Source organism: Pseudomonas sp. 2822-15, assembly GCF_002742515.1.
Taxonomy (GTDB): Bacteria; Pseudomonadota; Gammaproteobacteria; order Pseudomonadales; family Pseudomonadaceae; genus Aquipseudomonas; species Aquipseudomonas salomonii.
Genome location: NZ_LJRY01000203.1, coordinates 1 through 23,872 on the forward strand (window position 1 = coordinate 1; position 23,872 = coordinate 23,872).

The following is a 23,872-nucleotide window of genomic DNA, read 5'->3' on the forward strand; positions in this document are numbered from 1 at the left end:
CTTACGATCTCTCGTTAGCGGGAGGCGAATTCTACAGCGTTACACGCTGCTGTCAACACCTCTTTTTCAACTCCCTTCTGGCTTCGATGAACTGAAGCAACTTGTTGCCGAAAACTTCTTAACTCTTTGTTTACCAAGGAATTTTCCATTTCGACTGCGCCGGAAGTGGGGCGAATTATAGACAGATATAAAACACCGTCAACACTTAATTTAGGTTTTCTATCAAACAGCCCAAAATGCCCTATCTCCTTCCATATAAAGAGCACAGCAAGCCAAACTGAGCAATATATTGCTCAAAGCCAGACAGTTAAGCATCATAGGCGCTCTGCTTCTTTACCATGACTTCGGACACCCGCCCCAATGACCACACCACCTCGCAGCCTGGCCTCGGCATTGTTCCCGGTCGGCCTGCTGTTGATCGCCATGGCCTCCATCCAGTCCGGCGCCTCGCTGGCCAAGAGCATGTTCCCCATCGTCGGCGCCCAGGGCACTACTACTCTGCGGCTGATTTTCGCCAGTGTGATCATGCTGCTCCTTTTACGCCCATGGCGCGCCAAACTCACGGCCAAGTCCCTGCGTACTGTCGTCGTCTACGGCATGGCGTTGGGCGGCATGAACTTTCTCTTTTATATGTCTTTGCGCACAGTGCCCCTGGGCATCGCAGTAGCGCTGGAATTCACCGGCCCGCTCGCCGTGGCTATCTATGCCTCGCGCCGGGCGGTTGACTTTGTATGGATCGGCCTCGCGATCGCGGGCCTGCTGTTATTGATCCCCACCGGCGACACCAGCAGTGGTATCGACTTGATTGGCGCCACTTATGCACTGGGTGCCGGCGTTTGCTGGGCGCTCTATATCCTGTTTGGCCAAAAAGCCGGCAACGACAACGGCGTGCAAACTGCCGCCCTGGGCGTGATGATCGCCGCTTTGTTCGTGGCGCCGATCGGCATCGTCCATGCCGGCGCCGCCCTGCTGACGCCCTCGCTGATTCCCGTTGCCATCGGTGTGGCCATCCTCTCCACCGCCTTGCCTTATACCCTGGAAATGGTCGCGCTCACTCGCCTGCCCGCTCGCACCTTCGGCACCTTGATGAGCATTGAGCCGGCATTCGGTGCGCTCTCCGGCCTGTTCTTCCTGCAGGAGCACTTGTCCCTCGCGCAATGGCTGGCAATCACCTGCATTATCTTCGCCTCCGTCGGAGCCACACTGACGATGCGCAATGAATCCAAACCATTGGTGCCCGCCGATTGATGCGCATCGCAGGTAGCTCTGGTATTTGCCGCTCATTTAGGCCATGTTTAGCCCGTAAACGAATGTCTTTCATGGAGAATTTCGACAGGGACTGCTGAACGCTACAATCGAGAGCGAGTGAAGCCTGCATCGAGCCCTTTTGCGACGCGGCTATAAGGATAGTAATGAAACGAATTTTGATACTGTTACTGGTCGTGGGTATTGCTGGCTGTGCTGCGACCACCAAGACAGAAGTAAAACGGGGCAAAAAAGGCATGCACATCAATTGTTCCGGCCTGTCCTCCTCCTGGGACCAGTGCTACACCAGCGCAGCCAACTCCTGCGGCGCCAAGGGCTACCGGGTTGTCGCCAAATCCGGTGACAACTCCGAAGAGCCAGGGGACTATCCTTTCGGTATCAACCCTGCCGGCTATACCAGCCGCAGCATGATCGTCATCTGTAAATGACCGCCCGAGCAGTCCTCTTCCGGCTGCTCCCTCCTCTTTACATGCCCTACGCCCTGCTGCGGCTACACTCCTGCTCGACATTCGAGCAACGGAGTTCCCATGACACCCAACAAGAAAGTCGTATTGGTGGTTGGTGCCGGTGATGCAACCGGTGGCGCCATTGCCCGGCGCTTTGCCCGCGAAGGCTATGTAGCCTGCGTCACCCGTCGCAGTGCCGATAAGCTGCAGCCCCTGGTCGACAGCATCCAGGCCGCCGGCGGCGAAGCCCACGGTTTTGCCTGTGATGCGCGTAAAGAAGACGACGTGATCGCGCTGGTTGAACAGATAGAAACCCAATTGGGGCCCATCGAAGCCTTCGTTTTCAATATCGGCGCCAACGTGCCGTGCAGCATCCTCGAAGAAACCGCGCGCAAATATTTCAAAATTTGGGAGATGGCCTGCTTCTCCGGATTCCTGAACGCCCGCGAAGTCGCCAAACGCATGGTCACGCGCGAACGCGGCACTATCCTGTTCACCGGTGCCACTGCCGGGCTGCGTGGCGGTGCAGGGTTTGCTGCGTTCGCCGGCGCCAAACACGGCATCCGCGCGCTCGCGCAAAGCATGGCGCGGGAATTGGGCCCGCGGAACATCCATGTGGCCCACGTGGTGGTCGATGGCGCCATCGACACCGACTTTATTCGCGACAATTTCCCGCACAAATATGCGCAAAAAGACCAGGACGGCATCCTCAACCCAGAACACATCGCCGACAACTATTGGTACCTGCATACCCAACCACGCGACGCCTGGACCTTCGAACTGGACCTGCGCCCCTGGAATGAACCCTGGTAAACGCACCGCCCCTGATCAAGAACAACAATAACTAGCGAGAATCGACCATGAGTAAAACCCTGGAATTTTTTTTCGACCTCGGCAGCCCCGCCACTTACCTGGCCTATACGCAATTGCCTGCGCTATGTGCCGAGACCGGTGCGCAACTGGTGTATCAGCCCATGCTGCTGGGTGGCGTGTTCAAAGCTACCGGTAACGCCTCCCCCATCACTGTGCCCGCCAAAGGGCGTTACATGTTTAATGACCTGGCGCGATACGCCAAGCGCTACAACGTGGCGCTCAAGTTCAACCCGCACTTCCCGATCAATACCCTGGTGCTGATGCGTGCCGTCATGGGTATCCAGATGCGCCAGCCCGAGCGCTTCCAGGCCTTCGTCGATTGCCTGTTTCGCGCCCTTTGGGTCGAAGGTCGCCACCTGGGCGACCCCGCCGTCGTGGCCGCTGTGTTGAGTGAGGCGGGTTTCGACCCAGAGGAAGTCCTGAACCTGGCCAACGATGAAAAGGTCAAGGCCGCCCTCAAGGACAAAACCGAACAGGCTGTTCAGCGCGGGGTATTTGGTGCACCCAGTATGTTTGTAGGCAATGACCTGTTCTTCGGTCAGGACCGTCTGGAGTTTGTGCGCGAAGCGCTCCGCTAAAACTGGATCGCCAAGCGCCCTTGAGCGCCGCTTGCAAGCAAATCGTAAGCGTCGCTTACCGTTGCCGGTCGAAACGGTGTGGGTCCATGTCACGTTGCGTATCGGCGAATTACGCGGTGTCGACACCCAATCGACGCCAGTCAGCCAGGGTCAAGGCGTTCGACAACTATCTCGCCGACGCCCTGGCCGAGGCTCCTGAGCTGCGACCGATCAGATCGCGGCGGTACGCACCTGCAGCCATTGCAGGGCTGCTCCGCTAAGCAGCGGGCTCAGGCGTTCACGCACCTCGACGTGGTAAGCGTTAAACCACTCGCGCTCATCCGCCGTCAGCAACGACGGCTCCAGGCAACGGGTGTCGATCGGGCAAAGGGTCAAGGTTTCAAACTTGAGGAACTCACCAAACTCGGTCTTGCCCGCTTCGCGGTTCAACACCAGGTTCTCGATGCGTACGCCCCAGCGACCTGGACGATAAGTGCCCGGCTCAATCGAAGTAATCATCCCCGGCTGCATTGCAGTCTGCGGTGCAGCCGCGGCCTGGTAGGCGATCACCTGCGGGCCTTCATGCACATTCAGGAAATAGCCTACGCCATGACCTGTACCGTGGCCGTAGTCCACGCCTTCGGCCCAGATCGGCGCACGGGCGATGGCATCCAGCAATGGCGAGAGAATGCCCTTGGGGAAATGCGCACGCGACAAGGCAATCACGCCCTTGAGCACGCGCGTGCAGTCGCGCTTCTGCTCATCACTCGGCGTGCCGATCGGCACCATCCGCGTAATGTCCGTGGTGCCGCCCAGATACTGGCCGCCGGAGTCGATCAGCAACAGGCCATCGCCTTCGATCAACGCATGCTCTTCTTCGGTGGCGTGGTAATGGGGCATCGCACCGTTGGCGTTGAACGCCGCGATGGTGTTGAAGCTCAGCGACACATAATCGGGGCGACGGGTACGCGCGGCGGTCAAGTGCTCATCGATGGTCAGTTCGGTGATGCGCTCGCGGCCCAACGCACTGTCCAGCCACGCGAAGAATTCGCACAGCGCTGCGCCGTCCTGCTCCATGGCTTGGCGGATATGTTCGGCGTCCGCCAGGCTTTTGCGCGACTTGGCCAGCGTGGTCGGGTTCAAGCCCTCGACCAGCTTGACACCGGCATCGAGGTTTTCCAGCAAACCGGTGGTCACGCGTGCCGGATCAACTTGCAGGCTCACACCCGCCGGAACTGCACGCAGCGCATCTGCGACTTCGCTGTAGTCGCGCAGGGTCACGCCGTCCCGCTCCAGTACCGCGCGCAGTTCGGCATCGACCTTGCTCAGCGCCACAAACAACGTGGCCTGCTGTTGATTGATCAAGGCAAAGGACACAAACACCGGGTTAAACGACACATCACCGCCGCGCAGGTTGAACAGCCAGGCGATGTCATCCAGGGTCGCGATGAAGTGCCAATCGGCGCCCTTCTCTTTCAAACTGGCACGCAGTGCCGCGAGTTTGTCGCCACGGCTGACGGTCGCCTGCGGCGGCAGGTGTGGGTAGATCGGCTGGTTCGGCAAGGCCGGACGGTCTTGCCAGACTTCATTCAACAGGTCGATATCGGTACGCAGGCGAGCGCCGCGCTCGGCCAGCTTGGCGCCCAAGGTACGTGCCGAGGCCACGGCCATTACTGCGCCGTCCACTGCCACCACGCCGCCTTCCGGGGTTTGCTCGGCCAGCCATTCCAGCGGGCCGGGTTGGCCAGGTTGCAGCTTCACCAATTCGATGCCGCTGCCCTTGAGTTCCTTGGTCGCCTGCTCCCAGTAGCGGCTGTCGGCCCACACACCGGCAAAATCCGCGGTGACAATCAACGTGCCTACCGAGCCATAAAAACCCGACAGCCATTGCCGCCCCTGCCAGTAACCCGGCAAGTACTCGGACAAATGCGGGTCGGCCGACGGCACCAGCAGGGCATGGATCCCCTCGCCGCGCATCAGTTCGCGGGTATGCGCCAGGCGCTGGGGAACCGTTCCATGGGTCAAAGGCTGCGTACTCATCATGTCTCCTGCTAAGCACTCATAATTGTTATGTGTTGTGACTGAAAAATCAGACCGCCCAGAACGCCGGCGCACTGGCCAACGCGGCTTTGATCAACTGCACGGCGGCATCGATATCCTGCTCGGTGGTAAACCGGCCCAGGCTCAAGCGAATGGTCCTGCCGGCGCTGCGTGCGTCATGGCCCAAAGCCAGAAGCACGTGGGACGGCGCATTACTCGCCGAATTGCACGCCGAGGTGGCCGAAAACGCGATACCTGCGCTCAGGGCCTGGGAATTAAATTCACCCTCGGAGAACGTGAGGCTCAGTGTATGGGGAATGCGCTGGGTGGCGCTGCCATTGAGGCGCACGCCGGCAATCGTTTCCATCTGATCGAGCAGGCGCTGACGCAACGCGACGATAGCGGCTTTTTCTTCAGCAAAGGACTGCGCCGCCAGGGCGAATGCAGTGCCCATGCCGGCAATCTGATGGGTCGCCAGGGTACCGGAGCGCAACCCGCCTTCGTGGCCGCCGCCGTGAATCTGCGCCAGCACCTTCTGCTGCGCACGCGGGCCGACATACAGCGCGCCAATGCCTTTGGGGCCGTACAGCTTGTGCGCCGAAAACGACATCAGGTCCACCGGCCATTCAGCCAGGTTGATCGCGACCTTGCCCGCGCCCTGCGCCGCATCCACATGCAGCAGCGCGCCGTGCTCACGTACGCGTGCACCAATGGCAGGAATATCATTGAGGGTGCCCAACTCGTTGTTCACCAGCATCAGCGACACCAGGAAGGTGTCGTCGCGCAGGGCTTCACTGACTGCCTCGGCGCTGATCAAGCCTTCAGCGTCCGGCACCAGGTAAGTGACGGCCACGCCGGCTTCCTGCAACTGCCGCGCCGTGTCCAGCGTAGCCTTGTGTTCGATCTGGCTGGTGATGATATGCCCACCTGCCACACCTCGCGCCTGGGCCACGCCTTTGATGGCCAGGTTGTTGGATTCTGTGGCACCGGAGGTCCAGACGATTTGCTCAGGCTGGGCACCGACCAGCTCGGCCACTTGGCGCCGCGCCTGCTCGACCGTGTACCGGGCCGCCTGGCCGAACGCATGGGAACTGGACGCAGGGTTGCCGAAGTTGGCATTGAAGCCCAGACACTCGACCATCACTTGAATGACCCGCTCATCCACCGGCGTGGTGGCGGCATAGTCGAAATACAACGGACGTTTATTCATGACGTTAAGACTCGCAGAGCGTATTCCCCAGAACAGCGCCCAGGGAGGGCATCGACCGGAACAGAGGTCGTCAGGTTTAACCCGTCGGATGCCATAAAAGAAGGACCACTTTATGTAAATGTGCGTAGGAACGCTCCTGAAATTCAGCTTAACAGGCTGAAGTATCCCAATGGCAAACAAAAAGCCCGAGTTTCCTTAAGGGAATCCTCGGGCTTTTTGCCGCCTGGCGCCGGCTCAACTGGGGCGACCGTGCATCACCACGCTGCGCTCGGCGTTCATTTCGCCCTGGTGGTCGAAACCGAACGGCTTGTGTGGCTGACCGGTCAACGCGGCGCGCTGCTGTTGATATTCATCAAACGACAGGCCGCGACGGCTCAAGGCTTCAAGGGCCAACTGCCTGGTTTCTTCGGCGGTGTAAGGACGCGATTCAGGCGATGGATGGGTCGCACATCCGGCAAGGACAGCGCTGACAACTATTAAGGAAACAGCCAGGAAGTGGTTCATGGTTAAGGCCCTGCGAAGGAGGTTTTTAGTCAATGAACACAGGCTACTCCCGCCCTTGCGCAGTGAAAAATCATCCGCCGTGATAGTCGCTATCAACCGTTCCGGCATGCTTGATAGCGGGCCGCTCATATTCATTTACGATCTATAAATATGGAAATACGTTCGTTTACGGAATAAACGTAACCTTCTATAAATGGCTCTGCGCGCAATCAACACTGTTCGCCACGCAACTGTTGCCCAGGCAACAGCCATTCAACAAAACCGCTGACAGGCAACAGCTTCTTTTTTCAACAGGACGCCTGCAGCCCTCGTCAATCAAGGCTCGCAGCCATTGGTACAGCTCTTGCTCAACACGTTCCATCTCACCTGCTACCCACCCCTGTTGAAAAAGGAACTGTCCATGTCCCGTCCTCTGAATGTCGTTGCCCTCTCCGGCGGAACCTGGCGCCCGTCGCGCACCTTGGTGCTGACCCAAGCCGTGCTGGCCGAACTGGCGACGTTGCTGCCGATCCAGACCACCCTGATCGAGTTGGGTGACATTGCCCGGCCCTTGGGCGGCGCACTCTCACGTGATGAACTGCCGGCCGAGGTCGAAGCGCAACTGTTGGCCATCGAACAGGCCGACCTGCTGATTGTCGCCGCGCCGGTGTATCGCGGCTCTTATCCTGGCCTGCTCAAGCACCTGTTTGACCTGGTTGGCCTCAACGCCTTGATCGACACTCCGGTATTGCTCGCGGCCACCGGCGGCAGCGAGCGCCATGCGCTGGTGCTCGATCACCAATTGCGCCCGCTGTTCAGCTTCTTCCAGGCCTTGACCCTGCCGATCGGTGTGTACGCCACCGAAGCTGACTTCACCGACTACCAAATAACCAGCGAGTTATTAAAAGCCCGCATTCAACTGGCTGCAGAACGCGCAGCGCCGTTGTTTGCCGCGCACTCCCCATCTCTGCTGAAAATCGCTTAAGGATTTGTCATGGATGTTTTCTGGTTTCTGCCCACACATGGCGACGGCCATTTCCTCGGCACCACCCAAGGTGCGCGCCCGGTCACCCTCAATTATCTGAAGCAGGTGGCGCAAGCGGCTGACAGCCTCGGTTACTTCGGCGTGCTGATTCCTACCGGGCGCTCGTGTGAAGATTCCTGGGTAATCGCCTCGGCGCTGGTGCCACTGACCGAACGCCTGCGTTACCTGGTAGCGATTCGCCCGGGGATTATTTCGCCCACGGTGTCGGCGCGCATGGCCGCGACCCTGGACCGCTTGTCCAACGGCCGATTGCTGATCAACGTGGTCACCGGTGGCGACCCCGACGAAAACCGTGGCGACGGCAGTTTCCTCGACCACAGTGAACGCTACGAGGTCTCCGACGAATTCCTGCAGATCTGGCGCCGTGTGTTGCAGGGCGAGTCGGTGGACTTTGAAGGCAAGCACCTGCGTGTGCAGAACGCCAAAGCGCTTTACCCACCGGTGCAGAAGCCGTATCCGCCGCTGTACTTCGGCGGTTCGTCGGAGGCTGCCCACGACCTGGCCGCCGAGCAGGTCGACGTGTACCTGACCTGGGGCGAGCCGCCCGCCGCCGTTGCGCAAAAACTTGCCGACGTGCGTGAACGCGCAGCGCGCCATGGGCGCACCGTCAAGTTCGGCATTCGCCTGCATGTCATCGTGCGCGAAACCGAAGAAGACGCCTGGAAAGCCGCCGACAAACTGATCGAGCACATCAGCGATGAAACCATCGCTGCCGCGCAAAAATCCTTCTCGCGCTTTGATTCCGAAGGCCAGCGGCGCATGGCGGCGTTGCACGACGGGCGCCGCGACAACCTGCAAATCGCCCCCAACCTGTGGGCCGGTGTCGGCCTGGTACGCGGCGGTGCCGGCACCGCGTTGGTGGGCAACTCGCAGCAAGTGGCCGAGCGCATCAAGGAATACGCCGACCTCGGCATCGAGAGCTTCATCTTCTCCGGCTACCCGCACCTGGAAGAAGCCTATCGCTTTGCCGAGCTGGTGTTCCCGCTGTTGCCGGAACCTTACGCCAGCCTCGCCGGGCGCGGCATCACCAACCTCACGGGGCCGTTTGGCGAAATGATTGCCAATGATGTGCTGCCGAACACTAAAGCCTGAGCGCACTGAAACCCACTTCGTGTGGGCACTGCTTTCCTGTGGGAGCCGGGCTTGCCCGCGATGCAAACGACACGGTGTTTCAGTTGCACCACAGTGATGCTATCGCCGGCAAGCCAGCTCCCCCATTTGAACGTGATTGCCAGACCGACATTGAGGAACCCCGTGTGACAGCCAAACCCCACAGCGTCCTGCCTTCACCTTTGCAGACCGCCAAACTGCTGGCCGCCGAGTTCGCCCTCACCGCCGTTGAACGCGATGAGCGCGGCGGCACGCCCAAGGCCGAACGGGACGCGCTGCGCCAAAGCGGCCTGCTGGCTCTGAGTATCCCCACGCAATACGGCGGCCTCGGCGCGCGGTGGAGTGAAACCCTGGGCATCGTGCGCGAGTTCGCCAAGGTCGACAGCTCCATCGCCCATGTCTTCGGCTTTCACCACCTGATGCTCGCCACCGTGCGCCTGTTTGCGCGCCCGGACCAATGGCAGCCGTGGTTCGAACAGACCGCGCGCAAAAACTGGTTCTGGGGCAATGCCCTCAACCCGCTGGACACGCGCACGCTGGTCAAGGATTTCGGCGGCTGGCGCGAATTTTCCGGCAAGAAAAGCTTCTGCTCCGGCGCCAGCGATTCGGAAATGCTCATCGCCTCGGCCGTGGACGAAAGCGCCGGCGGCAAGCTGCTGATCGCTGCGATTCCCAGCGGGCGCAGCGGCATTACCTTGCACAACGACTGGAACAACATCGGCCAGCGCCAGACCGACAGCGGCAGCGCCAGCTTTGAACGGGTGCGTGTCGAAGAGTCGGAATTGCTGCTGGATCCCGGCCCGTTGAGTACGCCCTTCGCCTGCCTGCGCCCGCTGATCGCGCAGTTAACGTTCACGTATATGTTTCTCGGGATTGCCGAAGGCGCCTTTCAAGAAGCGCGCAATTACACCCTCACCGAAACCCGTGCGTGGCACAAATCTTCGGCTGGCGATGTGCGCCAAGACCCTTACGTGCTGCACCACTACGGCGAATTCTGGGTGGCCCTGCAAGGCGTGCGCCTGCTGGTCGAACGCGCTGGCGAATTGCTCGACCAGGCCTGGGCCAAAGGTGCCAGCTTGAGCGAACAGCAACGGGGCGAACTGGCCATTGCCATCGCCACCGCCAAAGTCGCCGCCACGCGCCAGGGCCTGGACCTGTGCAGCCGCCTGTTTGAAGTCACCGGCGCGCGCTCGACCCATGCCTCGCTGCGCCTAGACCGCCATTGGCGCAACTTGCGCACGCAAACCCTGCACGACCCGGTGGATTACAAACTCCACGAACTGGGGGACTGGGCGTTGAACCAGTCCCTGCCGATCCCGACGTTCTACTCCTGAGAGAGGTGCCCATGCAGCTGTTGACCTTACCGCCCTCGCCCGCCCTCGCGACCTCGATTCGCGCCACGGCCCAGGTCTTCGAAGACCCCAAATCCCAGGCGTTGCTCGACCATATCCAGCAAGTGGCGCCCAGCGAAGCCAGCGTGTTGATCATCGGCGAGACCGGCACCGGCAAAGAGCTGGTGGCGCGCCATATTCATAACCTCAGTGCGCGGCGCAACCGGCCCTTTGTGGCGGTGAACTGCGGCGCGTTTTCCGAATCCCTGGTGGAAGCCGAGTTGTTCGGGCACGAAAAAGGTGCGTTTACCGGCGCCCTCAGCGCCAAGGCCGGCTGGTTCGAAGAGGCCGACGGCGGCACCTTGTTCCTCGATGAGATCGGCGATTTGCCGATGGCGATCCAGGTCAAGTTGCTACGTGTTCTACAGGAACGTGAAGTGGTGCGCCTGGGTTCGCGCAAGAGCATTGCGATTGATGTGCGCGTACTGGCGGCCACCAACGTGCAACTGGAAAAAGCCATCAACGCGGGGCACTTTCGCGAAGACCTCTACTACCGCCTGGATGTGGTCAGCCTCGAACTCAGCCCACTGCGCGAGCGCCCCGGCGATATCCTGCCGCTGACCCGGCATTTTATCGAAGCCTATAGCCGGCGCCTGGGCTACGGCCCCATCACCATCAGCCGCGAGGCCGAGCACAAGCTCAAAAGCTACAGCTGGCCGGGCAATATCCGCGAGCTGGAAAACGTGATTCACCACACGTTGCTGATCTGCCGTAATGGCCTGATTGAGCGCGATGATCTGCGCCTGTCGAACATGCGCATCGAGCGCCAGGACGACAGCCAGCACGGCACCGACAACAGCGCCGACGCCTTGCTGGCCCGCGCCTTTCAAAAGCTCTTCGAAGAACAGGCCGGCGCCCTGCATGAAAAGGTCGAAGACGCGCTGTTGCGCGCCGCCTACCGTTTCAGCCATTACAACCAGGTGCACACCGCCAACCTGCTGGGCCTGAGCCGCAACGTCACGCGCACGCGCTTGATCAAAATCGGCGAACTGGCGGTGAACAAACGCCGCCCCGGCGAAAACGTGCAGGGCGAACGCATGCTGCACTTATCCATTTAGGCGGCAGTGCAACGCGTTGTCATGGCTGCGCTCGAAACTGCGCAGCACCTGGAATGAACCGAAGGTCACCGCCGTGGCCTGGTGGGCGCGAATCAGCGTCCAGAAGTCTTCTTCGCCGTGCTCAAAACACTTGAACGCCGCCTCGCCGTCCTCACGCGAGCGCCATTGCAGGTAATTGAGCACCCGCCGCCCGTCGTCGCTGACTTGCACACTGGCATTGATAAAGCCGCCATGGCCCTGGGCCAGGCGTTCGCTCTGGGTGGACAAGGCCGCCACCAGGGCAAATTGCTGCTGAGGTTCGATCTGAAACTCGATCAACTGAGTGAAGCTGCGATTTTTCTCTGATACCTGCATGAACACTCCCCTCTCTCTGTAGGCAGAATCTTGCGATTCGATGCCACGCAGGGTAAAACCTCTAGTTAAGTCAAGGTCAAGCGCTTATCTGGAGTTTTTATGCTTACCAAGGAACTCACCGTCGGCCAACTCGCCGCACGAAGCGGCGTGGCGGTTACGGCGCTGCACTTTTATGAGTCCAAGGGGTTGATCAAGAGCAACCGCAACGCCGGTAACCAGCGGCGCTACCCACGGGATGTGTTGCGGCGCGTGGTGGTGATCAAGATCGCACAACGCCTGGGGATTCCACTGGCGACGATTGGCGAAGCGTTACAGACCTTGCCGAACGGGCGCACGCCCACTGCACAGGACTGGGAACGCTTGTCGGCACTGTGGCGTGAGGATCTGGATCAGCGCATCAACAAGCTGATGCTGCTGCGCGACAAACTCAGTGGTTGTATTGGTTGCGGGTGTTTATCGCTGGAGGCGTGTCCGTTGCGTAATCAGGATGATCAGTTAGGTGAGCATGGCCCAGGCGCCCAGTTACTGGAGCCCACCGCATGCTCCTGAATTGGCCATGCGATCAATGTGGGAGCTGGCTTGCCAACACCTCGTCGGTTACCTGCAGGCTACGGCGGGCGTGGCCTATAGTGAAAATACCGGACCTCCACAACCACCACCTAAGGAGAACGATATGAGCGTTAAGCCAATCCCCGAGGGTTATCACAGCGTCACGCCGTATATGGGCATCGATAACGCCGCCGAGGCCATCGAGTTCTACAAGAAAGCCTTTGGCGCTACCCAGGTCATGCGCCTGGACATGCCCGATGGCAAGGTCGGCCACGCCGAGCTGCGCATCGGTGACTCGGCGATCATGCTCGGCTCGCCCTGTGCCGACATGGCCCTGCGCAATCCGGATGAGCACACCAGCGTCGGTTTGCACCTGTATGTGAACGATGTGGATGCGCAGTACAAACAGGCCATTGTGGCGGGCGCTACTTCGGTGTCCGAGCCCAAAGACCAGTTTTACGGCGACCGCTCGGCGAGCGTGAAGGACCCCTTCGGTCACCTGTGGTTTTTGGCTACGCGCAAAGAGGATCTGACTGAAGCGCAGATCCGCGAGCGGGCCATGGAAATGTTCAAGCAAGGCTGAAATTTCAATAACCCTGCACATCCAATGTGGGAGCAGGCTTGCCTGCGATGGCATCAACTCGGTTTACCTGACACACCGAGGTGCCTGCATCGCAGGCAAGCCAGCTCCCACATTTGGACCGAATTGCTTCAGGTAGAGAGGCTTTTGACTTGCACTTGATCTGGCTTTTGATTCAACCACTCAGGTCGGCTTTCAGGCCGCCGTGCTCTGCTTTTGATCTTGATCTGCTTTTGATCTGAGGCGCCCCGTCAACCACGATGGCCGAACGAAGGCGAGGCACCGAGTGGTGGGGCGAAGACCTTTTGGTTACTTTTGGCTGGGCCGGCATTCCGGGCGTTTGCCAAAAGTGACCCGCCGTAAGGGCGGAACCCTAAGTAGCCGTTACCGCAGCAACGGATATGTACACCAAAAAACCGCCACAGCAACCCACCCCGCAACACACTTCATGAACAACCCCTCCACGCTTTCCCCCTTGCCCCAAACCCCGCGTGATTCCACGATGCAAGCACTTACAAAGAGGAGTCATTCCATGTTCGCCGGATTCCAAAAAGACCAGTGCCACGTCAACGGCGTGGACATCAGCTACCGCAAAGGCGGTACAGGTCCCGGTCTGCTCCTGTTGCACGGGCACCCGCAAACCCATGTCATCTGGCACAAAGTCGCCGAACAGTTGGCCGAACACTTCACCGTGGTTGCCGCCGACCTGCGCGGTTATGGCGACAGCAGCAAGCCACCGGCCAACGACCAGCACACCCATTATTCCAAACGCGAAATGGCCCGCGACGCCGTCGAGCTGATGCAAGCCCTGGGCTTCGACAATTTCTCGGTACTGGCCCACGACCGTGGCGCCCGCGTCGCCCATCGCCTGGCCCTGGACCACCCCGCCGCCGTGCAGCGCATGGTGCTGCTGGACATCGCGCCCACCTTGTCGATGTACGCCCAGACCGACGAAGCCTTCGCCCGCGCCTACTGGCACTGGTTCTTCCTGATCCGCCCGGCGCCGTTGCCCGAAGCGCTGATCGAGAGCAACCCCGAGCTGTACCTGCGCAGCGTCATGGGCAGCCGCAGCGCCGGGCTCAAGCCGTTCACCGATGAAGCCTTCGCCGAATACCTGCGCTGCCTGCAACTGCCCGGCACCGCTCGCGGCATCTGCGAGGACTACCGCGCTGCCGCCGGCATCGATCTTGAGCACGACCAGGCCGACATCGACGCCGGCAATCACCTGAACCAGCCGTTGCTGGTGATGTGGGGCGCCGAAGGTACGGTCGGGCGCTGCTTCGAGCCGCTCAAGGAATGGCAGAACGTCGCCACAGACGTGCGTGGCAAAGCCCTGCCGGCCGGGCACTACATTGCCGAAGAGGCGCCTGAGTTGTTGCTGGGCGAAGTCCTGGCCTTCCTGCGCTGAATGCACTGACACCCTGATCTGAAACACCCGCCTCGCAGGCTGCCAATGGCCTGCGACGGATTCGCTTTGCCCAAAAAACATCCCGAGATAATAACAATGACAATCCGAAAACTGCTGGGAACCCTGTATGTCCAGGTGCTCATCGCCATCGCGCTGGGTGTGTTGATCGGCCATGTCCGGCCGCAAATCGGTATCGACCTCAAGCCCCTGGGCGACGGGTTTATCAAGCTTATCAAGATGATCATAGGCCCGATCATCTTCTGCACCGTGGTCTCCGGCATCACCAGCATGCACGACGTGAAGCAGGTGGGCCGCGTCGGCGGCAAGGCGCTGCTGTACTTCGAGATCGTCTCCACCATCGCCCTGCTGATCGGCCTCCTCGCCGCGCACCTGCTGCAACCGGGCGTGGGTTTCAACATTGATGTGAAGAGCCTCGACAGCTCGGCCATCGCCGGTTTTGTCGGCCAGGCCGAACACGGCGAAGGCATCACCGGGTTCCTGCTGCACGTGATCCCCACCACGTTTTTTGATGCCTTCTCCAAAGGTGAAATCCTGCCGGTACTGTTTGTCTCGGTGCTGTTCGGCGTCGGCCTGGTGATGGTCGGGGAAAAAGGCCGGCCATTGGTGGGCGTGGTCAACCAGGCCAGCGAAGTGTTCTTCCGCATCGTCGGCATCATCAGCCGCGTCGCGCCTATCGGTGCGTTTGGGGCGATTGCCTTCACCATCGGCAAATACGGCGTGGGCTCGTTGCTGCCGTTGCTGAAGCTGGTGGGTACGTTCTACCTCACCGCGTTTTTCTTTGTCGCCGTGGTGCTGGGCAGCATCGCGCGCTACGCCGGCTTCAGCATTTTCAAGTTGATGGGCTATATCAAGTCGGAGCTGTTGATTGTGCTGGGCACCAGCTCGTCGGAGTCGGCGCTGCCGCAACTGATCCAGAAACTCGAAAGCCTGGGCGCGTCCAAAGGCGTGGTGGGCATCGTGGTGCCGACCGGCTACACCTTCAACCTCGACGGCACCAACATCTACATGACCCTGGCGGTGTTGTTCCTGGCGCAAGCCACCAATATTCACCTGCCGCTGGAGCAACAATTGACCTTGCTGGCGGTGGCCATGCTCACCTCCAAGGGCGCCGGTGCGGTGGTGGGTGCAGGTTTTGTGGCGCTGGCCGCGAGCCTGGCGGTGGTGCCCACCGTACCGGTGGCGGCGATGGTGCTGATCCTGGGTGTCGACCGCTTCATGGCCGAGTGCCGCTCGCTGACCAATATCATCGGCAATGCCGTCGCGGCATTGGTGGTAGCCGCCTGGGAAGGTGAGCTGGATCGCGAAAAAATGGCCCCTATCGCCCTCAAGCATGGCCGCCATGCGCGGGCTGCCGCGCAGGCGAAGGTCGCCGCCGAGTAAGCAGTAACGGATCGGCAGGCCGGAAGGCATGCCGATCCGGTGCTATTCTGGCGGCTCATGCCGCCACGTCTGTTTCTGATGACTCATAAGAAAGATACCGTGCCCCTACCCGAAGACCTGCGGGTGTTCCTCACCGTGATCCGCAAGGCCGGCTTCGCTGCCGCCGCTGATGAACTGGGGCTGTCGCCTGCGTATGTGAGCAAGCGCATTCAGATCCTCGAAACCACCCTGGCCACGCGCCTGCTGCACCGCACCAGCCGCCGCATCGCCCTGACTGAAGACGGCGAGCGGGTGCAACGCTGGGCCGTGCGCATCCTCGAAGATTTCCAGCAACTGTCCGATGAACTCAGCGATGCCCACGACAGCCCGCGCGGGCATCTGCACCTGTGCAGCAGCTTCGGCTTCGGCCGCAATCATGTGGCGCCGGCCCTGTCGCTGCTGGCCGAGCAGTACCCGGACCTGGAAATCCGCCTGGACCTGTTCGACCGCGTGGTGGATATCGTCAGTGAAGGGTTCGACCTGGAAATTCGCGTCGGCGATGACATCCCCGGCCAGCACATCGGCAGGCGGCTGGTGAGCAATCGCCGCGTGCTGTGCGCAGCGCCGGCGTACCTGCAACGCAAAGGCACGCCGCAACAGTTGAGCGACCTGGAGCAGCACGACTGCCTGGTGCTCAAGGAGCGTGACAACGCCTTCGGTATCTGGAACCTGGAGCGTGACGGCGCGCCCGAAAGCGTGCGTGTACGCGGGCCGCTGTCATCGAACAACGGCGAGATCGTGTTGCAGTGGGCTTTGGACGGGCGCGGCGTGTTACTGCGCTCGATGTGGGACGTAAAACCGCTGCTGGAACAGGGCAGGCTGGTGCAGGTGCTGCACACCTACACCCAAAGCGCCAACGTGTGGGCGGTGTACCCGACACGTTTGGCCTACTCCGGCAAATTGCGCGCCTGCGTGGAGTTTTTACAGGAGCACTTCAAGGGGTTGTCGATCTGACGCCCCGCGTGGCGTTGACACCCAGCCATACCGTCATGATCACCAGGGCCGTCAACGGCAGCCCGTGGAACAGCACGATCACCTGGGCCGGCGTCCACGTCAGGTAGAACGGCCCCACCACCAGCATGCCCACGCCAAAGCCGGCCATCTGGATCAGCGTCAACAGGCTGAACAGCGGCAGGCGCAAGCTATCGGGTTCACTTTGTGCGCGGGAAACCAGCGCCACTTCGGAGATACCATCGCCCAGCCCGGCCCACACCACCAGCAACAGCGCCAGCCACAGTTCGGTTTGCTGGAAGGTCAGGATAAAGCCGCTGGACATCAGCGCCACACCCGCCATGAACCAGCGTTCCATGCCTTGGGTACCACGGCTCTTGAGTAGCGCACTGGCCACGCGCGCGCCGATGAACTTGCCGCAGGCCCACACCGCCAGCAGGTAGCCCATGACGGTTTTCGCGGTGTCCGGCGAAATGTATTGCGACAACACCGGCCAGCCGACGTTATGTGCAGCACTGCCGAGGGTGTCGAGCATGCTGATCAACAACATCGCCGCCAACACCGGCGCACCGCGCAGGCCTTTGGTCAGCTCATGCCATTCGGCGGCAAGCCCGCGATGCGCGGCCACGACGACTGAATACAGGGCGCGCAACGGCAGGATCAGGCAGGCCGCCGCCACGTAAGTGCCGATGTTGACGGCAAACACCGCCTCGAATCCGCCCGTGGCGATCAGCAAGCCGGAGAGCAAGCTGCCAAATACCGCACCGGTAGCCGCCGCCGAGGTGATCCAGGCATTGGTGCTCACCCGCTGCTCGAGCGCCACCCAGGTCGGCAACTGGCTATTGAGGCCAATGGCAAACAGCGAGTTGCACAGGCCGATGCCGAACGCGATAAACGGCAGCACGTTGAGTTGATGCGCCGGTATCAACACCAGCAGCGGCACCAGTAACAACGCGCGGGCCAGGTCCAGCCCGGCCAGGGTACTGCGCCCCGGGAAGCGCCGGAAAAACGGGATGCCGAACAGGCTGGCGACAATCCCGCCCGTGACCCGGCACGCCAGGAACACACTGACAAACACCACGCTTTGGCTGAGCCAGTAAACATAGGTCGAGAGCGCCACCATGTTGAGGAATGCGCCGAAGTCCGACACGCCCCGCGCAAAGATGATCAAGCGGGCGTTGCGGGTCGACAAGCCCAATGGCTGAACGTCGCTCATGCAGGTTGCACCTCGTCTTCCAGCTGAACATCAGCAGCCACGCCGCGCAGGCTGACCAGCAGCACATCACGCCAGGCCGGTGCCGAATCGGCCTGCGGCCGGACAGCGCCGGCGCGGTGATACAGCCCACGGTCGTTAATCACAATGGTTTCCAGAAACTGCTCCATCGCCAGGTTCAGCACGCGGCTGTGCTCGGCCTCAGCGGTAAACACCTCGGACACCACCGGCACGGTATTGCTCTGGCCAATGAAGTGCATGAACACCCAATCCAGGCCGTCCTGGTGAATCCCCGAGGTGGTCGGGCTGGCCGATGGCCCCTCAGCACGCACGCGGAACTGGTGGATATCAATGGTGTAGGCATGCGGGCCCAGGTGCGGTTCGATCACCGCCAGGTCGGTGGCGAGCAATTTCTGCATCAGTGGGTGCTCGATAAAGCCCTCCTCGCTGTAGCTCAAGTGGTTCACGCCCTGGCGATAGTTGACCGCATAGGTGACCGGCGACTTGAACGCGGTCGTGCGGTCGATCTGCAACTGCCGCGACGGGGATAAACGATAGCGCAGGATCCGCCGTTCGCGATGGGTGTATGCCTTGAACGCCTCGTCGCGCACCAGGTTCGCCCAGTAGGCGCGAAAGCTTTGCTCCTCGCCGGGCTCAACCTTGAGCAACTGGCCAAAGTCCCGACGGTGACAATAGTGGTGCTCGCGCAAATGCGCGCCAATCTGTGGGATGTCCATATCGCTAAACCTTACTGTCGATGATCACGCGCAGGTTGTGCCGGATTGCATCATGCACGGCGTGGGCGTCGGCAGCATCGTCGACCTTGGCCCAGCACTTGAGCAAATAGTGCTCCTCGATATCTGCATCGATGCAGTTGCCGGGTTCCTGCTGGAAATACTCCAGCACCGCTGGGTGCTCATCGAGGAACTGCGTCCCCTCAATGCCCTTGAACCGACCACTGTGCTCCGGGTAGAGCGCCAGCATCGAGTAATGCTGGGAGGCGCTCGCGATGTTATGCGCACAGGCTTGCAACCGGGCATTCAGGTCCGGCTCGCCCAACAGCAGGGACAGATAAAGGTCGTACGGGTCAATACCGGCCAGGTCACGGAACGCCGCATTGACGTACAGCCCGCCGACGCGCGGGTTGATCTCAATCACCACCGGCCCCGCCTCCGTCATACGAAATTCGAAATGCACCAGCGCGTTGGTCAGCCCCACAGCACGCAGGCAATCCCCGGCATACTGACGAATTTGCTCGCACTGGGTGTCGGTAAAAGACGTGGGCGGGGAAATCAGCAGGTTCTCCAGCACCGTGCCACTGCGCTCGGTCAACATCAGTTTTTCGTTGATCAACAGCGCATGAACCTGACCACCGACGATTACACACTCCACGCTGCCTTCAACGCCTTGGATAAACCCCTCCAACAATAGGCTGTGCCCTGGAATGTAACGGCGTTGCTGCCCTTCTTCGTCAGCCAGGATGTGCTCACAACCGTAGAAATCGGCGTAGGCCGCATTGGCGTGACCACTGCGAAATTGCGCATAGTGCCGGCTTAACTCTGGCCAATTGAAGCACTTCTTGATAAACGCCGAGGCGCCACCAAACGGCGGTTTGGCGATCAGCGGATAGCCCATGCGCTCGGCGCTTTGCTGCAGTTGTTGTTCGTCATTGCACAGCGCGAAGGGCACGGAGCGCACGCCATGCCGGCTGAGCGCCCGGCGCATGAGGAACTTGTTGTTACACGCGGCAATGGCTTGCGGGCAGCTGTACACCAGGCCCAGGCGCTGACTGGCCTGCGCTACGATGCAACCGACTTGCCCCAGCGCAGACGAATGGCCGGCCTGGCAGAAAATCGCGCGGATCTGATAGCGCCCATCCAACTCGCCCACCAAGTCGAGAATGGCCGGTTCGCTGAGTGTATCGAGCAGGAACACTTCATCACTGTCGTCCTGCAGCCGTTGCAGGTGCTTGCGCCCCACCAGACCCGCAGTCAAACACACCAGGCCTTTGGCCCGGGCCGCAACAAAGTGCGGCTCTCGGTAGCTATAGCGAATGGAAGCACTGTCATCGACATCAATAAAAAGAATGGCATCTTGTTTCATTATTCATACCGCCTCATGCGTCAATAACTTCAGGCATCCTGCCAACTGCACCACTGCCCTTCCCAATTACGGAAACGGTAATGACGTTGCCCATCGCGCACTTCAAAGTGCGGCAAGTCTTGTGGTTTTTCAAAGTCCAGCAGCGGCACGGTAAACTTGCCCTGTGCGTGGGGCAGTACATATTCCGGCATGGCTATATTGGACACGCGTCGCTTGAGGCGATCCATAATAGCGATGGCGTGGCTTATCGATGCTTTATATTCCGACGCCCCCGGTGAAAACGGCATGAAGTGATACAGGTAATACGGCTTTACGCCCAACCGATACAGATCAATAAACAGTTTATGCAAGGTGGCCTCATTGTCGTTCACGCCCCGCAACAGCGGCATGTTGGAGAACACAATCGGCACCACACTTTGGATACGTTTAACCGCCACGGCAAAGTCTTCACTCAGTTCCAGCGGGTGGCACACATGCACGCCAAACGCATTAACCTTGTACTTCTCCAGCATCGCCAGTAACTCATCGGTCACGCGAAACGGGTTAAAGCTCAAGGCCCGTGTGTGCAGGCGAATCAGCAAGTCATCGCGGATGCCACGCAGGGCGGCGAGGTTCTCTTCGAGCTTGCGGTCGGCGAGCATCAACGGGTCACCGCCGCTGAGAATCACCTCTTCGATGGCCGGGTTGTTGCGGATGTACTCAAGCGAGTCCTTGAACGAGTCGGCGCTGGCATTGGCCTTCTCGGTGCCGACTTGCAAGGTGCGCAGCGCTTCGAAGCAGAACTGGCAATAGGCGTTGCAGGTGTTGGTCATGCGCAGGATCACGCGGTTGTCGTACTTGTGCTGGCAGATCGGCGTTTTCATCTCGTGGCCGAGTTCCCAGTTCTCCGAGGTGCCGTCGTAATCGCCAGCGACCTGCTCGCTCCAGTAGGGCACCACTTGGCGCCACAGCGGATGGTCCATCACCTGGCCCTCGGTGAGGGAACGCTTGATCAGGTCAATGTAATAAGGCGTTATCTGCAACTTGCGGTCTCGCAAGTTGTGCTCGATATGCGCGCTGGTTTCCTCATTCCAGCCACCGCAGGCGGCACGCAGTGCCGGTTCGTCGCGGATGGCATTCTTCTGCTGCCAACGCCAATCCTGCCACTGTACCGAACGATGGATCGCTTGATCAAAAATCGACATGAGTTTGAACTCTCTGTGTTCTGAACGGATGTTAAGGCATAGGCTTACGCGTCTTTTCACAGTGGAAAAAACAGTGGCAACCGCAACAATGACAACTGATTGACAGGTGGCAGAACTCGATCAAGTTACAAACTTGATTACCGCCACCAGAGAGGTATGAAAGCTAACTGATTCATCGGTCATGGCTTCAACTTCCTTTTCTTATAATGTGCGACTTTCCAAGTCAGCACTCACTTAAGCCGATGGCCTACAAGGTGTCAACAACCTGCCCATGTATTTTTTCAGGGTTTAACCTGGCACCTCAACGACGCCTTTGAAATCACTGAGGTTATGCGGTGTAACGCGCGTTATTTGAAAAGTAAATAGTCCAAGAAAAACGCCCTCCAGTAACGCGAGGGCGTTGTTCTCTACTTATATGACTACGTAGTTAAACCATTGAGGCGTTTAACCCAGCCAGGGATTGGCCGCCAGATGCCGGCGCTCGAACGTTTTGATCTGCTCACTGCGTTGCAACGTGCTGCCAATTGCATCCAGGCCGAGTAACAGCGCGGTCTTGCGCAACGTATCGATCTGGAACGGGATCACCTGGCCATTGGCCAAGCGAATCTGCTGCGCCTCAAGGTCCACGCTGATCTGCGCCTGCGCAGGCTGGCTGACCGTCTGCCCGAGTGCGTGCAACACCGCCTCGTCCAAGGTAATCAACAACACCCCGTTGCGCTGGCAGTTGTCATAGAAAATCCCGGCAAAGCTGCTGCCGATCAGCGCGCGAATGCCCATCTGCTTCAAGCCCCACACCGCGTGTTCACGGCTCGAGCCACAGCCGAAGTTGGGCCCCACCACCATAAAACTCGCGCCCTGCCAGGCCGGCTGGTTCAGCACGAACTCGGGGTTGGGCGCGCCATTGGGCAAAAAGCGCAGGTCGAAGAACAGCCCACGGTCGAGGCCGGCACGGTCGATGCCTTTAAGAAATTGCTTGGGCATGATCACGTCAGTGTCGATATTTGCCGCCAGCATCGGCGCGGCCTGGCCGGTGACCTGGGTGAACGGTTGCAGGCTCATGGGCGGTCTCCAAAATGACGAATATCGGTGAGACGGCCGGTGATGGCCGCAGCGGCGACCATCGCCGGGCTCATCAAGTGGGTGCGCGCCCCGGCGCCCTGGCGGCCTTCAAAGTTGCGGTTGGTGCTGGACGCGCAGCGGTCGCCGGGGGCCAGCACGTCATCGTTCATCGCCAGGCACATCGAGCAGCCCGACTGGCGCCATTCGAACCCGGCGTCGATAAAGATCGCCGCCAGCCCTTCGGCTTCGGCCTGGTCGCGCACTTCGGTGGAGCCCGGCACGATCATCGCCCGCACATGCTCGGCCACGTGTTTGCCGCGCACCACACTGGCGGCGTCGCGCAGGTCTTCGATGCGCGCGTTGGTGCACGAGCCGATAAACGCGTGGCTGATCACGATTTCACTGAGCGGCATGCCGGCTTCCAGGCCCATGTAGTTGAGGGCGCGGCGCATGTCCTGGCGCAGGATCAGGTCGCTGACGTCTTGCGGGTCCGGCACGCGGGCGCCGATGGGCGCGGCCTGGTCGGGGCTGGTGCCCCAGGTGACCATGGGTTCCAGGCTGCTGGCGTCCAGCTGCACTTCCTGGTCGAACACCGCATCGGCGTCGGTGTGCAACGTGCGCCATTGCACCAGGGCTTGTTCCCACAACTCGCCCTTGGGCGCACGCGGCTTGCCTTTGAGGTAGGCGAAGACTTTTTCGTCGGGCGCCATAAACGCGCCACGTGCGCCGGCTTCCACCGCCATGTTGCAGATGGTCATGCGCGCTTCGACGCTCAGCGCATCGATGGTGGCGCCGCGAAACTCGATGGCGTAACCGGTGGCGCCGGACGCGCCGATCTTGCCGATCAGCGCCATGATCACGTCCTTGGAAGTCAGGCCGTTGCCCAAGGTGCCGTCTACCGTCACGCGCATGCTTTTCAGACGTTTGTACACCAGGGTCTGCGAGGCCAGCAGGTGCTCGATTTCCGAGGTGCCGATGCCAAAGCCGAAGGCGCCGAGGGCACCGTAGGTGGTGGTGTGGCTATCGCCGGCGGCGATCACCATGCCCGGCAGGATAAAGCCCTGCTCCGGGGCAATCACATGTTCGATGCCTTGGCGTTTGTCGAGGATGTCCAGCAGCTCAATGCCGAAATCCTGGCAATTTTCTGCCAGGTACGAGACTTGCCGCGCGCCGCCTGCGTCGGGCATTGCGGCAGTGCGCGTGGGCGTGGTGGGGTTTACGTGGTCGACCACCGCCAGCGCGGTGCCGGGGCGCCATACGCCACGCCTGGCCTCGCGCAGGCCGCTGAACGCCTGGGGGCTGGTGTATTCGTTGATCACCTGGCGGTCTATATAAAGCAGCACATGGCCTTGGTCATCCAGGGCGCACACCGTGTGGGAGTCGATGTGTTTGTCGTAGAGGGTTCTGGCAGTCATTTTTGTGGACTCACTGTTATAAGCGCTCGCTCAACGGTATGCCCCCATCCTACGCAGCCCCCCGGCCCCATCAATGGCACCTGGGTGATGGCTTGGAACATGTTTCGTGTTCAATCCGGCAACGCTGAAACATTTTC

Annotated in this window: 23 protein-coding genes; 13 read left to right on the forward strand and 10 right to left on the reverse strand. The window is 60.5% G+C overall.

The features are described 5' to 3' along the window. Nucleotides 1-360 precede the first annotated feature (360 nt). The 4 genes from rhtA to AOA59_RS20330 all read left to right on the forward strand — a co-directional run bounded on the left by rhtA (nucleotide 361) and on the right by AOA59_RS20330 (nucleotide 3,163). On the forward strand, nucleotides 361-1,248 hold the full coding sequence (rhtA, locus tag AOA59_RS20315; RefSeq protein ID WP_099488872.1) for a threonine/homoserine exporter RhtA: 888 nt from the start codon (nucleotides 361-363) through the stop codon (nucleotides 1,246-1,248). A 164-nt stretch (nucleotides 1,249-1,412) separates the two neighbouring features. After that, nucleotides 1,413-1,694: a hypothetical protein gene (locus AOA59_RS20320; protein WP_056859698.1), complete on the forward strand. Its 282-nt coding sequence runs from the start codon at nucleotides 1,413-1,415 to the stop codon at nucleotides 1,692-1,694. Between the two features lie 99 nt (nucleotides 1,695-1,793). Further along, nucleotides 1,794-2,525 carry an SDR family oxidoreductase gene (locus AOA59_RS20325; RefSeq protein ID WP_099488873.1) on the forward strand — a complete coding sequence of 244 codons (732 nt, stop codon included), beginning with the start codon at nucleotides 1,794-1,796 and terminating at the stop codon, nucleotides 2,523-2,525. A gap of 47 nt (nucleotides 2,526-2,572) precedes the next feature. Next, a complete protein-coding gene (locus AOA59_RS20330) occupies nucleotides 2,573-3,163 on the forward strand; it encodes a 2-hydroxychromene-2-carboxylate isomerase (RefSeq protein WP_099488874.1) in 591 nt (196 codons plus the stop codon). Nucleotides 3,164-3,373: 210 nt separating this feature from the next. Here AOA59_RS20330 and AOA59_RS20335 read toward each other — a convergent pair whose 3' ends face one another. The 3 genes from AOA59_RS20335 to AOA59_RS20345 all read right to left on the reverse strand — a co-directional run bounded on the left by AOA59_RS20335 (nucleotide 3,374) and on the right by AOA59_RS20345 (nucleotide 6,896). Then, the gene (locus tag AOA59_RS20335) at nucleotides 3,374-5,182 is read right to left on the reverse strand and encodes an aminopeptidase P family protein (protein ID WP_099488875.1); all 1,809 of its coding nucleotides are present in this window, start codon (nucleotides 5,180-5,182) and stop codon (nucleotides 3,374-3,376) included. Nucleotides 5,183-5,231: 49 nt separating this feature from the next. Beyond that, nucleotides 5,232-6,392: a cysteine desulfurase family protein gene (locus AOA59_RS20340; RefSeq protein WP_099488876.1), complete on the reverse strand. Its 1,161-nt coding sequence runs from the start codon at nucleotides 6,390-6,392 to the stop codon at nucleotides 5,232-5,234. A 234-nt stretch (nucleotides 6,393-6,626) separates the two neighbouring features. After that, a complete protein-coding gene (locus AOA59_RS20345; RefSeq protein WP_056859693.1) occupies nucleotides 6,627-6,896 on the reverse strand; it encodes a hypothetical protein in 270 nt (89 codons plus the stop codon). A gap of 400 nt (nucleotides 6,897-7,296) precedes the next feature. On the opposite strand from AOA59_RS20345, the gene msuE reads away from it, so the two are divergent. The 4 genes from msuE to AOA59_RS20365 all read left to right on the forward strand — a co-directional run bounded on the left by msuE (nucleotide 7,297) and on the right by AOA59_RS20365 (nucleotide 11,479). Continuing rightward, complete coding sequence (gene msuE, locus AOA59_RS20350) at nucleotides 7,297-7,860, forward strand: FMN reductase (RefSeq protein ID WP_065931748.1); 564 nt, start codon at nucleotides 7,297-7,299, stop codon at nucleotides 7,858-7,860. A gap of 9 nt (nucleotides 7,861-7,869) precedes the next feature. Beyond that, nucleotides 7,870-9,012: an FMNH2-dependent alkanesulfonate monooxygenase gene (gene ssuD / locus AOA59_RS20355; RefSeq protein WP_099488877.1), complete on the forward strand. Its 1,143-nt coding sequence runs from the start codon at nucleotides 7,870-7,872 to the stop codon at nucleotides 9,010-9,012. A gap of 164 nt (nucleotides 9,013-9,176) precedes the next feature. Next, nucleotides 9,177-10,364: an acyl-CoA dehydrogenase family protein gene (locus tag AOA59_RS20360; protein ID WP_099488878.1), complete on the forward strand. Its 1,188-nt coding sequence runs from the start codon at nucleotides 9,177-9,179 to the stop codon at nucleotides 10,362-10,364. 11 nt (nucleotides 10,365-10,375) lie between these two features. After that, entirely contained in the window at nucleotides 10,376-11,479 is a 1,104-nt protein-coding gene (locus AOA59_RS20365; protein WP_069786304.1) for a sigma-54-dependent Fis family transcriptional regulator, read from the forward strand. Here AOA59_RS20365 and AOA59_RS20370 read toward each other — a convergent pair. After that, nucleotides 11,468-11,833, reverse strand: coding sequence for an antibiotic biosynthesis monooxygenase (locus tag AOA59_RS20370; protein WP_056859702.1), 366 nt, complete (start codon nucleotides 11,831-11,833; stop codon nucleotides 11,468-11,470). The two genes, AOA59_RS20365 and AOA59_RS20370, sit on opposite strands and share 12 nt — an antisense overlap. 99 nt (nucleotides 11,834-11,932) lie before the next feature. Between AOA59_RS20370 and soxR the strand changes: the two genes are divergently transcribed. The 5 genes from soxR (at nucleotide 11,933) to AOA59_RS20395 (ending at nucleotide 16,764) form a co-directional block, all read left to right on the forward strand. Then, nucleotides 11,933-12,382: a redox-sensitive transcriptional activator SoxR gene (soxR, locus tag AOA59_RS20375; RefSeq protein ID WP_099488879.1), complete on the forward strand. Its 450-nt coding sequence runs from the start codon at nucleotides 11,933-11,935 to the stop codon at nucleotides 12,380-12,382. A gap of 124 nt (nucleotides 12,383-12,506) precedes the next feature. After that, entirely contained in the window at nucleotides 12,507-12,965 is a 459-nt protein-coding gene (locus AOA59_RS20380; RefSeq protein WP_065931746.1) for a VOC family protein, read from the forward strand. A gap of 529 nt (nucleotides 12,966-13,494) precedes the next feature. After that, nucleotides 13,495-14,370, forward strand: coding sequence for an alpha/beta fold hydrolase (locus tag AOA59_RS20385; RefSeq protein WP_099488880.1), 876 nt, complete (start codon nucleotides 13,495-13,497; stop codon nucleotides 14,368-14,370). Between the two features lie 96 nt (nucleotides 14,371-14,466). Then, nucleotides 14,467-15,771 carry a dicarboxylate/amino acid:cation symporter gene (locus tag AOA59_RS20390; RefSeq protein ID WP_069786306.1) on the forward strand — a complete coding sequence of 435 codons (1,305 nt, stop codon included), beginning with the start codon at nucleotides 14,467-14,469 and terminating at the stop codon, nucleotides 15,769-15,771. Nucleotides 15,772-15,849: 78 nt separating this feature from the next. Continuing rightward, nucleotides 15,850-16,764: a LysR substrate-binding domain-containing protein gene (locus tag AOA59_RS20395; protein WP_167365900.1), complete on the forward strand. Its 915-nt coding sequence runs from the start codon at nucleotides 15,850-15,852 to the stop codon at nucleotides 16,762-16,764. Here AOA59_RS20395 and AOA59_RS20400 read toward each other — a convergent pair. The 6 genes from AOA59_RS20400 to leuC all read right to left on the reverse strand — a co-directional run bounded on the left by AOA59_RS20400 (nucleotide 16,745) and on the right by leuC (nucleotide 23,735). Continuing rightward, nucleotides 16,745-17,977: an MFS transporter gene (locus AOA59_RS20400; RefSeq protein WP_065931743.1), complete on the reverse strand. Its 1,233-nt coding sequence runs from the start codon at nucleotides 17,975-17,977 to the stop codon at nucleotides 16,745-16,747. The two genes, AOA59_RS20395 and AOA59_RS20400, sit on opposite strands and share 20 nt — an antisense overlap. Next, a complete protein-coding gene (locus tag AOA59_RS20405; RefSeq protein ID WP_065931742.1) occupies nucleotides 17,974-18,711 on the reverse strand; it encodes a 2OG-Fe dioxygenase family protein in 738 nt (245 codons plus the stop codon). The genes AOA59_RS20400 and AOA59_RS20405 overlap by 4 nt, the downstream gene beginning before the upstream one ends. 4 nt (nucleotides 18,712-18,715) lie before the next feature. After that, nucleotides 18,716-20,077 carry an acetyl-CoA carboxylase biotin carboxylase subunit family protein gene (locus AOA59_RS20410; RefSeq protein WP_099488881.1) on the reverse strand — a complete coding sequence of 454 codons (1,362 nt, stop codon included), beginning with the start codon at nucleotides 20,075-20,077 and terminating at the stop codon, nucleotides 18,716-18,718. A 29-nt stretch (nucleotides 20,078-20,106) separates the two neighbouring features. Then, a complete protein-coding gene (locus AOA59_RS20415; protein WP_065931740.1) occupies nucleotides 20,107-21,261 on the reverse strand; it encodes a KamA family radical SAM protein in 1,155 nt (384 codons plus the stop codon). A gap of 444 nt (nucleotides 21,262-21,705) precedes the next feature. After that, the gene (gene leuD, locus AOA59_RS20420) at nucleotides 21,706-22,320 is read right to left on the reverse strand and encodes a 3-isopropylmalate dehydratase small subunit (RefSeq protein WP_099488882.1); all 615 of its coding nucleotides are present in this window, start codon (nucleotides 22,318-22,320) and stop codon (nucleotides 21,706-21,708) included. Continuing rightward, the gene (leuC, locus tag AOA59_RS20425) at nucleotides 22,317-23,735 is read right to left on the reverse strand and encodes a 3-isopropylmalate dehydratase large subunit (protein ID WP_099488883.1); all 1,419 of its coding nucleotides are present in this window, start codon (nucleotides 23,733-23,735) and stop codon (nucleotides 22,317-22,319) included. The genes leuD and leuC overlap by 4 nt, the downstream gene beginning before the upstream one ends. Nucleotides 23,736-23,872: the final 137 nt, after the last annotated feature.

Excerpts from the sequence above, each read along its gene's own strand:
- AOA59_RS20345 (WP_056859693.1), bottom strand. The coding sequence starts at position 6,896 with ATGAACCACTTCCTGGCTGTTTCCTTAATAGTTGTCAGCGCTGTCCTT.
- AOA59_RS20370 (WP_056859702.1), bottom strand. The coding sequence starts at position 11,833 with ATGCAGGTATCAGAGAAAAATCGCAGCTTCACTCAGTTGATCGAGTTT.
- AOA59_RS20365 (WP_069786304.1), top strand. The coding sequence starts at position 10,376 with ATGCAGCTGTTGACCTTACCGCCCTCGCCCGCCCTCGCGACCTCGATT.
- AOA59_RS20385 (WP_099488880.1), top strand. The coding sequence starts at position 13,495 with ATGTTCGCCGGATTCCAAAAAGACCAGTGCCACGTCAACGGCGTGGAC.
- soxR (WP_099488879.1), top strand. The coding sequence starts at position 11,933 with ATGCTTACCAAGGAACTCACCGTCGGCCAACTCGCCGCACGAAGCGGC.
- AOA59_RS20340 (WP_099488876.1), bottom strand. The coding sequence starts at position 6,392 with ATGAATAAACGTCCGTTGTATTTCGACTATGCCGCCACCACGCCGGTG.
- AOA59_RS20330 (WP_099488874.1), top strand. The coding sequence starts at position 2,573 with ATGAGTAAAACCCTGGAATTTTTTTTCGACCTCGGCAGCCCCGCCACT.
- ssuD (WP_099488877.1), top strand. The coding sequence starts at position 7,870 with ATGGATGTTTTCTGGTTTCTGCCCACACATGGCGACGGCCATTTCCTC.
- AOA59_RS20395 (WP_167365900.1), top strand. The coding sequence starts at position 15,850 with ATGACTCATAAGAAAGATACCGTGCCCCTACCCGAAGACCTGCGGGTG.
- AOA59_RS20320 (WP_056859698.1), top strand. The coding sequence starts at position 1,413 with ATGAAACGAATTTTGATACTGTTACTGGTCGTGGGTATTGCTGGCTGT.
- AOA59_RS20400 (WP_065931743.1), bottom strand. The coding sequence starts at position 17,977 with ATGAGCGACGTTCAGCCATTGGGCTTGTCGACCCGCAACGCCCGCTTG.
- AOA59_RS20390 (WP_069786306.1), top strand. The coding sequence starts at position 14,467 with ATGACAATCCGAAAACTGCTGGGAACCCTGTATGTCCAGGTGCTCATC.
- leuD (WP_099488882.1), bottom strand. The coding sequence starts at position 22,320 with ATGAGCCTGCAACCGTTCACCCAGGTCACCGGCCAGGCCGCGCCGATG.
- rhtA (WP_099488872.1), top strand. The coding sequence starts at position 361 with ATGACCACACCACCTCGCAGCCTGGCCTCGGCATTGTTCCCGGTCGGC.
- AOA59_RS20335 (WP_099488875.1), bottom strand. The coding sequence starts at position 5,182 with ATGAGTACGCAGCCTTTGACCCATGGAACGGTTCCCCAGCGCCTGGCG.
- msuE (WP_065931748.1), top strand. The coding sequence starts at position 7,297 with ATGTCCCGTCCTCTGAATGTCGTTGCCCTCTCCGGCGGAACCTGGCGC.
- AOA59_RS20410 (WP_099488881.1), bottom strand. The coding sequence starts at position 20,077 with ATGAAACAAGATGCCATTCTTTTTATTGATGTCGATGACAGTGCTTCC.
- AOA59_RS20405 (WP_065931742.1), bottom strand. The coding sequence starts at position 18,711 with ATGGACATCCCACAGATTGGCGCGCATTTGCGCGAGCACCACTATTGT.
- leuC (WP_099488883.1), bottom strand. The coding sequence starts at position 23,735 with ATGACTGCCAGAACCCTCTACGACAAACACATCGACTCCCACACGGTG.
- AOA59_RS20415 (WP_065931740.1), bottom strand. The coding sequence starts at position 21,261 with ATGTCGATTTTTGATCAAGCGATCCATCGTTCGGTACAGTGGCAGGAT.
- AOA59_RS20325 (WP_099488873.1), top strand. The coding sequence starts at position 1,794 with ATGACACCCAACAAGAAAGTCGTATTGGTGGTTGGTGCCGGTGATGCA.
- AOA59_RS20380 (WP_065931746.1), top strand. The coding sequence starts at position 12,507 with ATGAGCGTTAAGCCAATCCCCGAGGGTTATCACAGCGTCACGCCGTAT.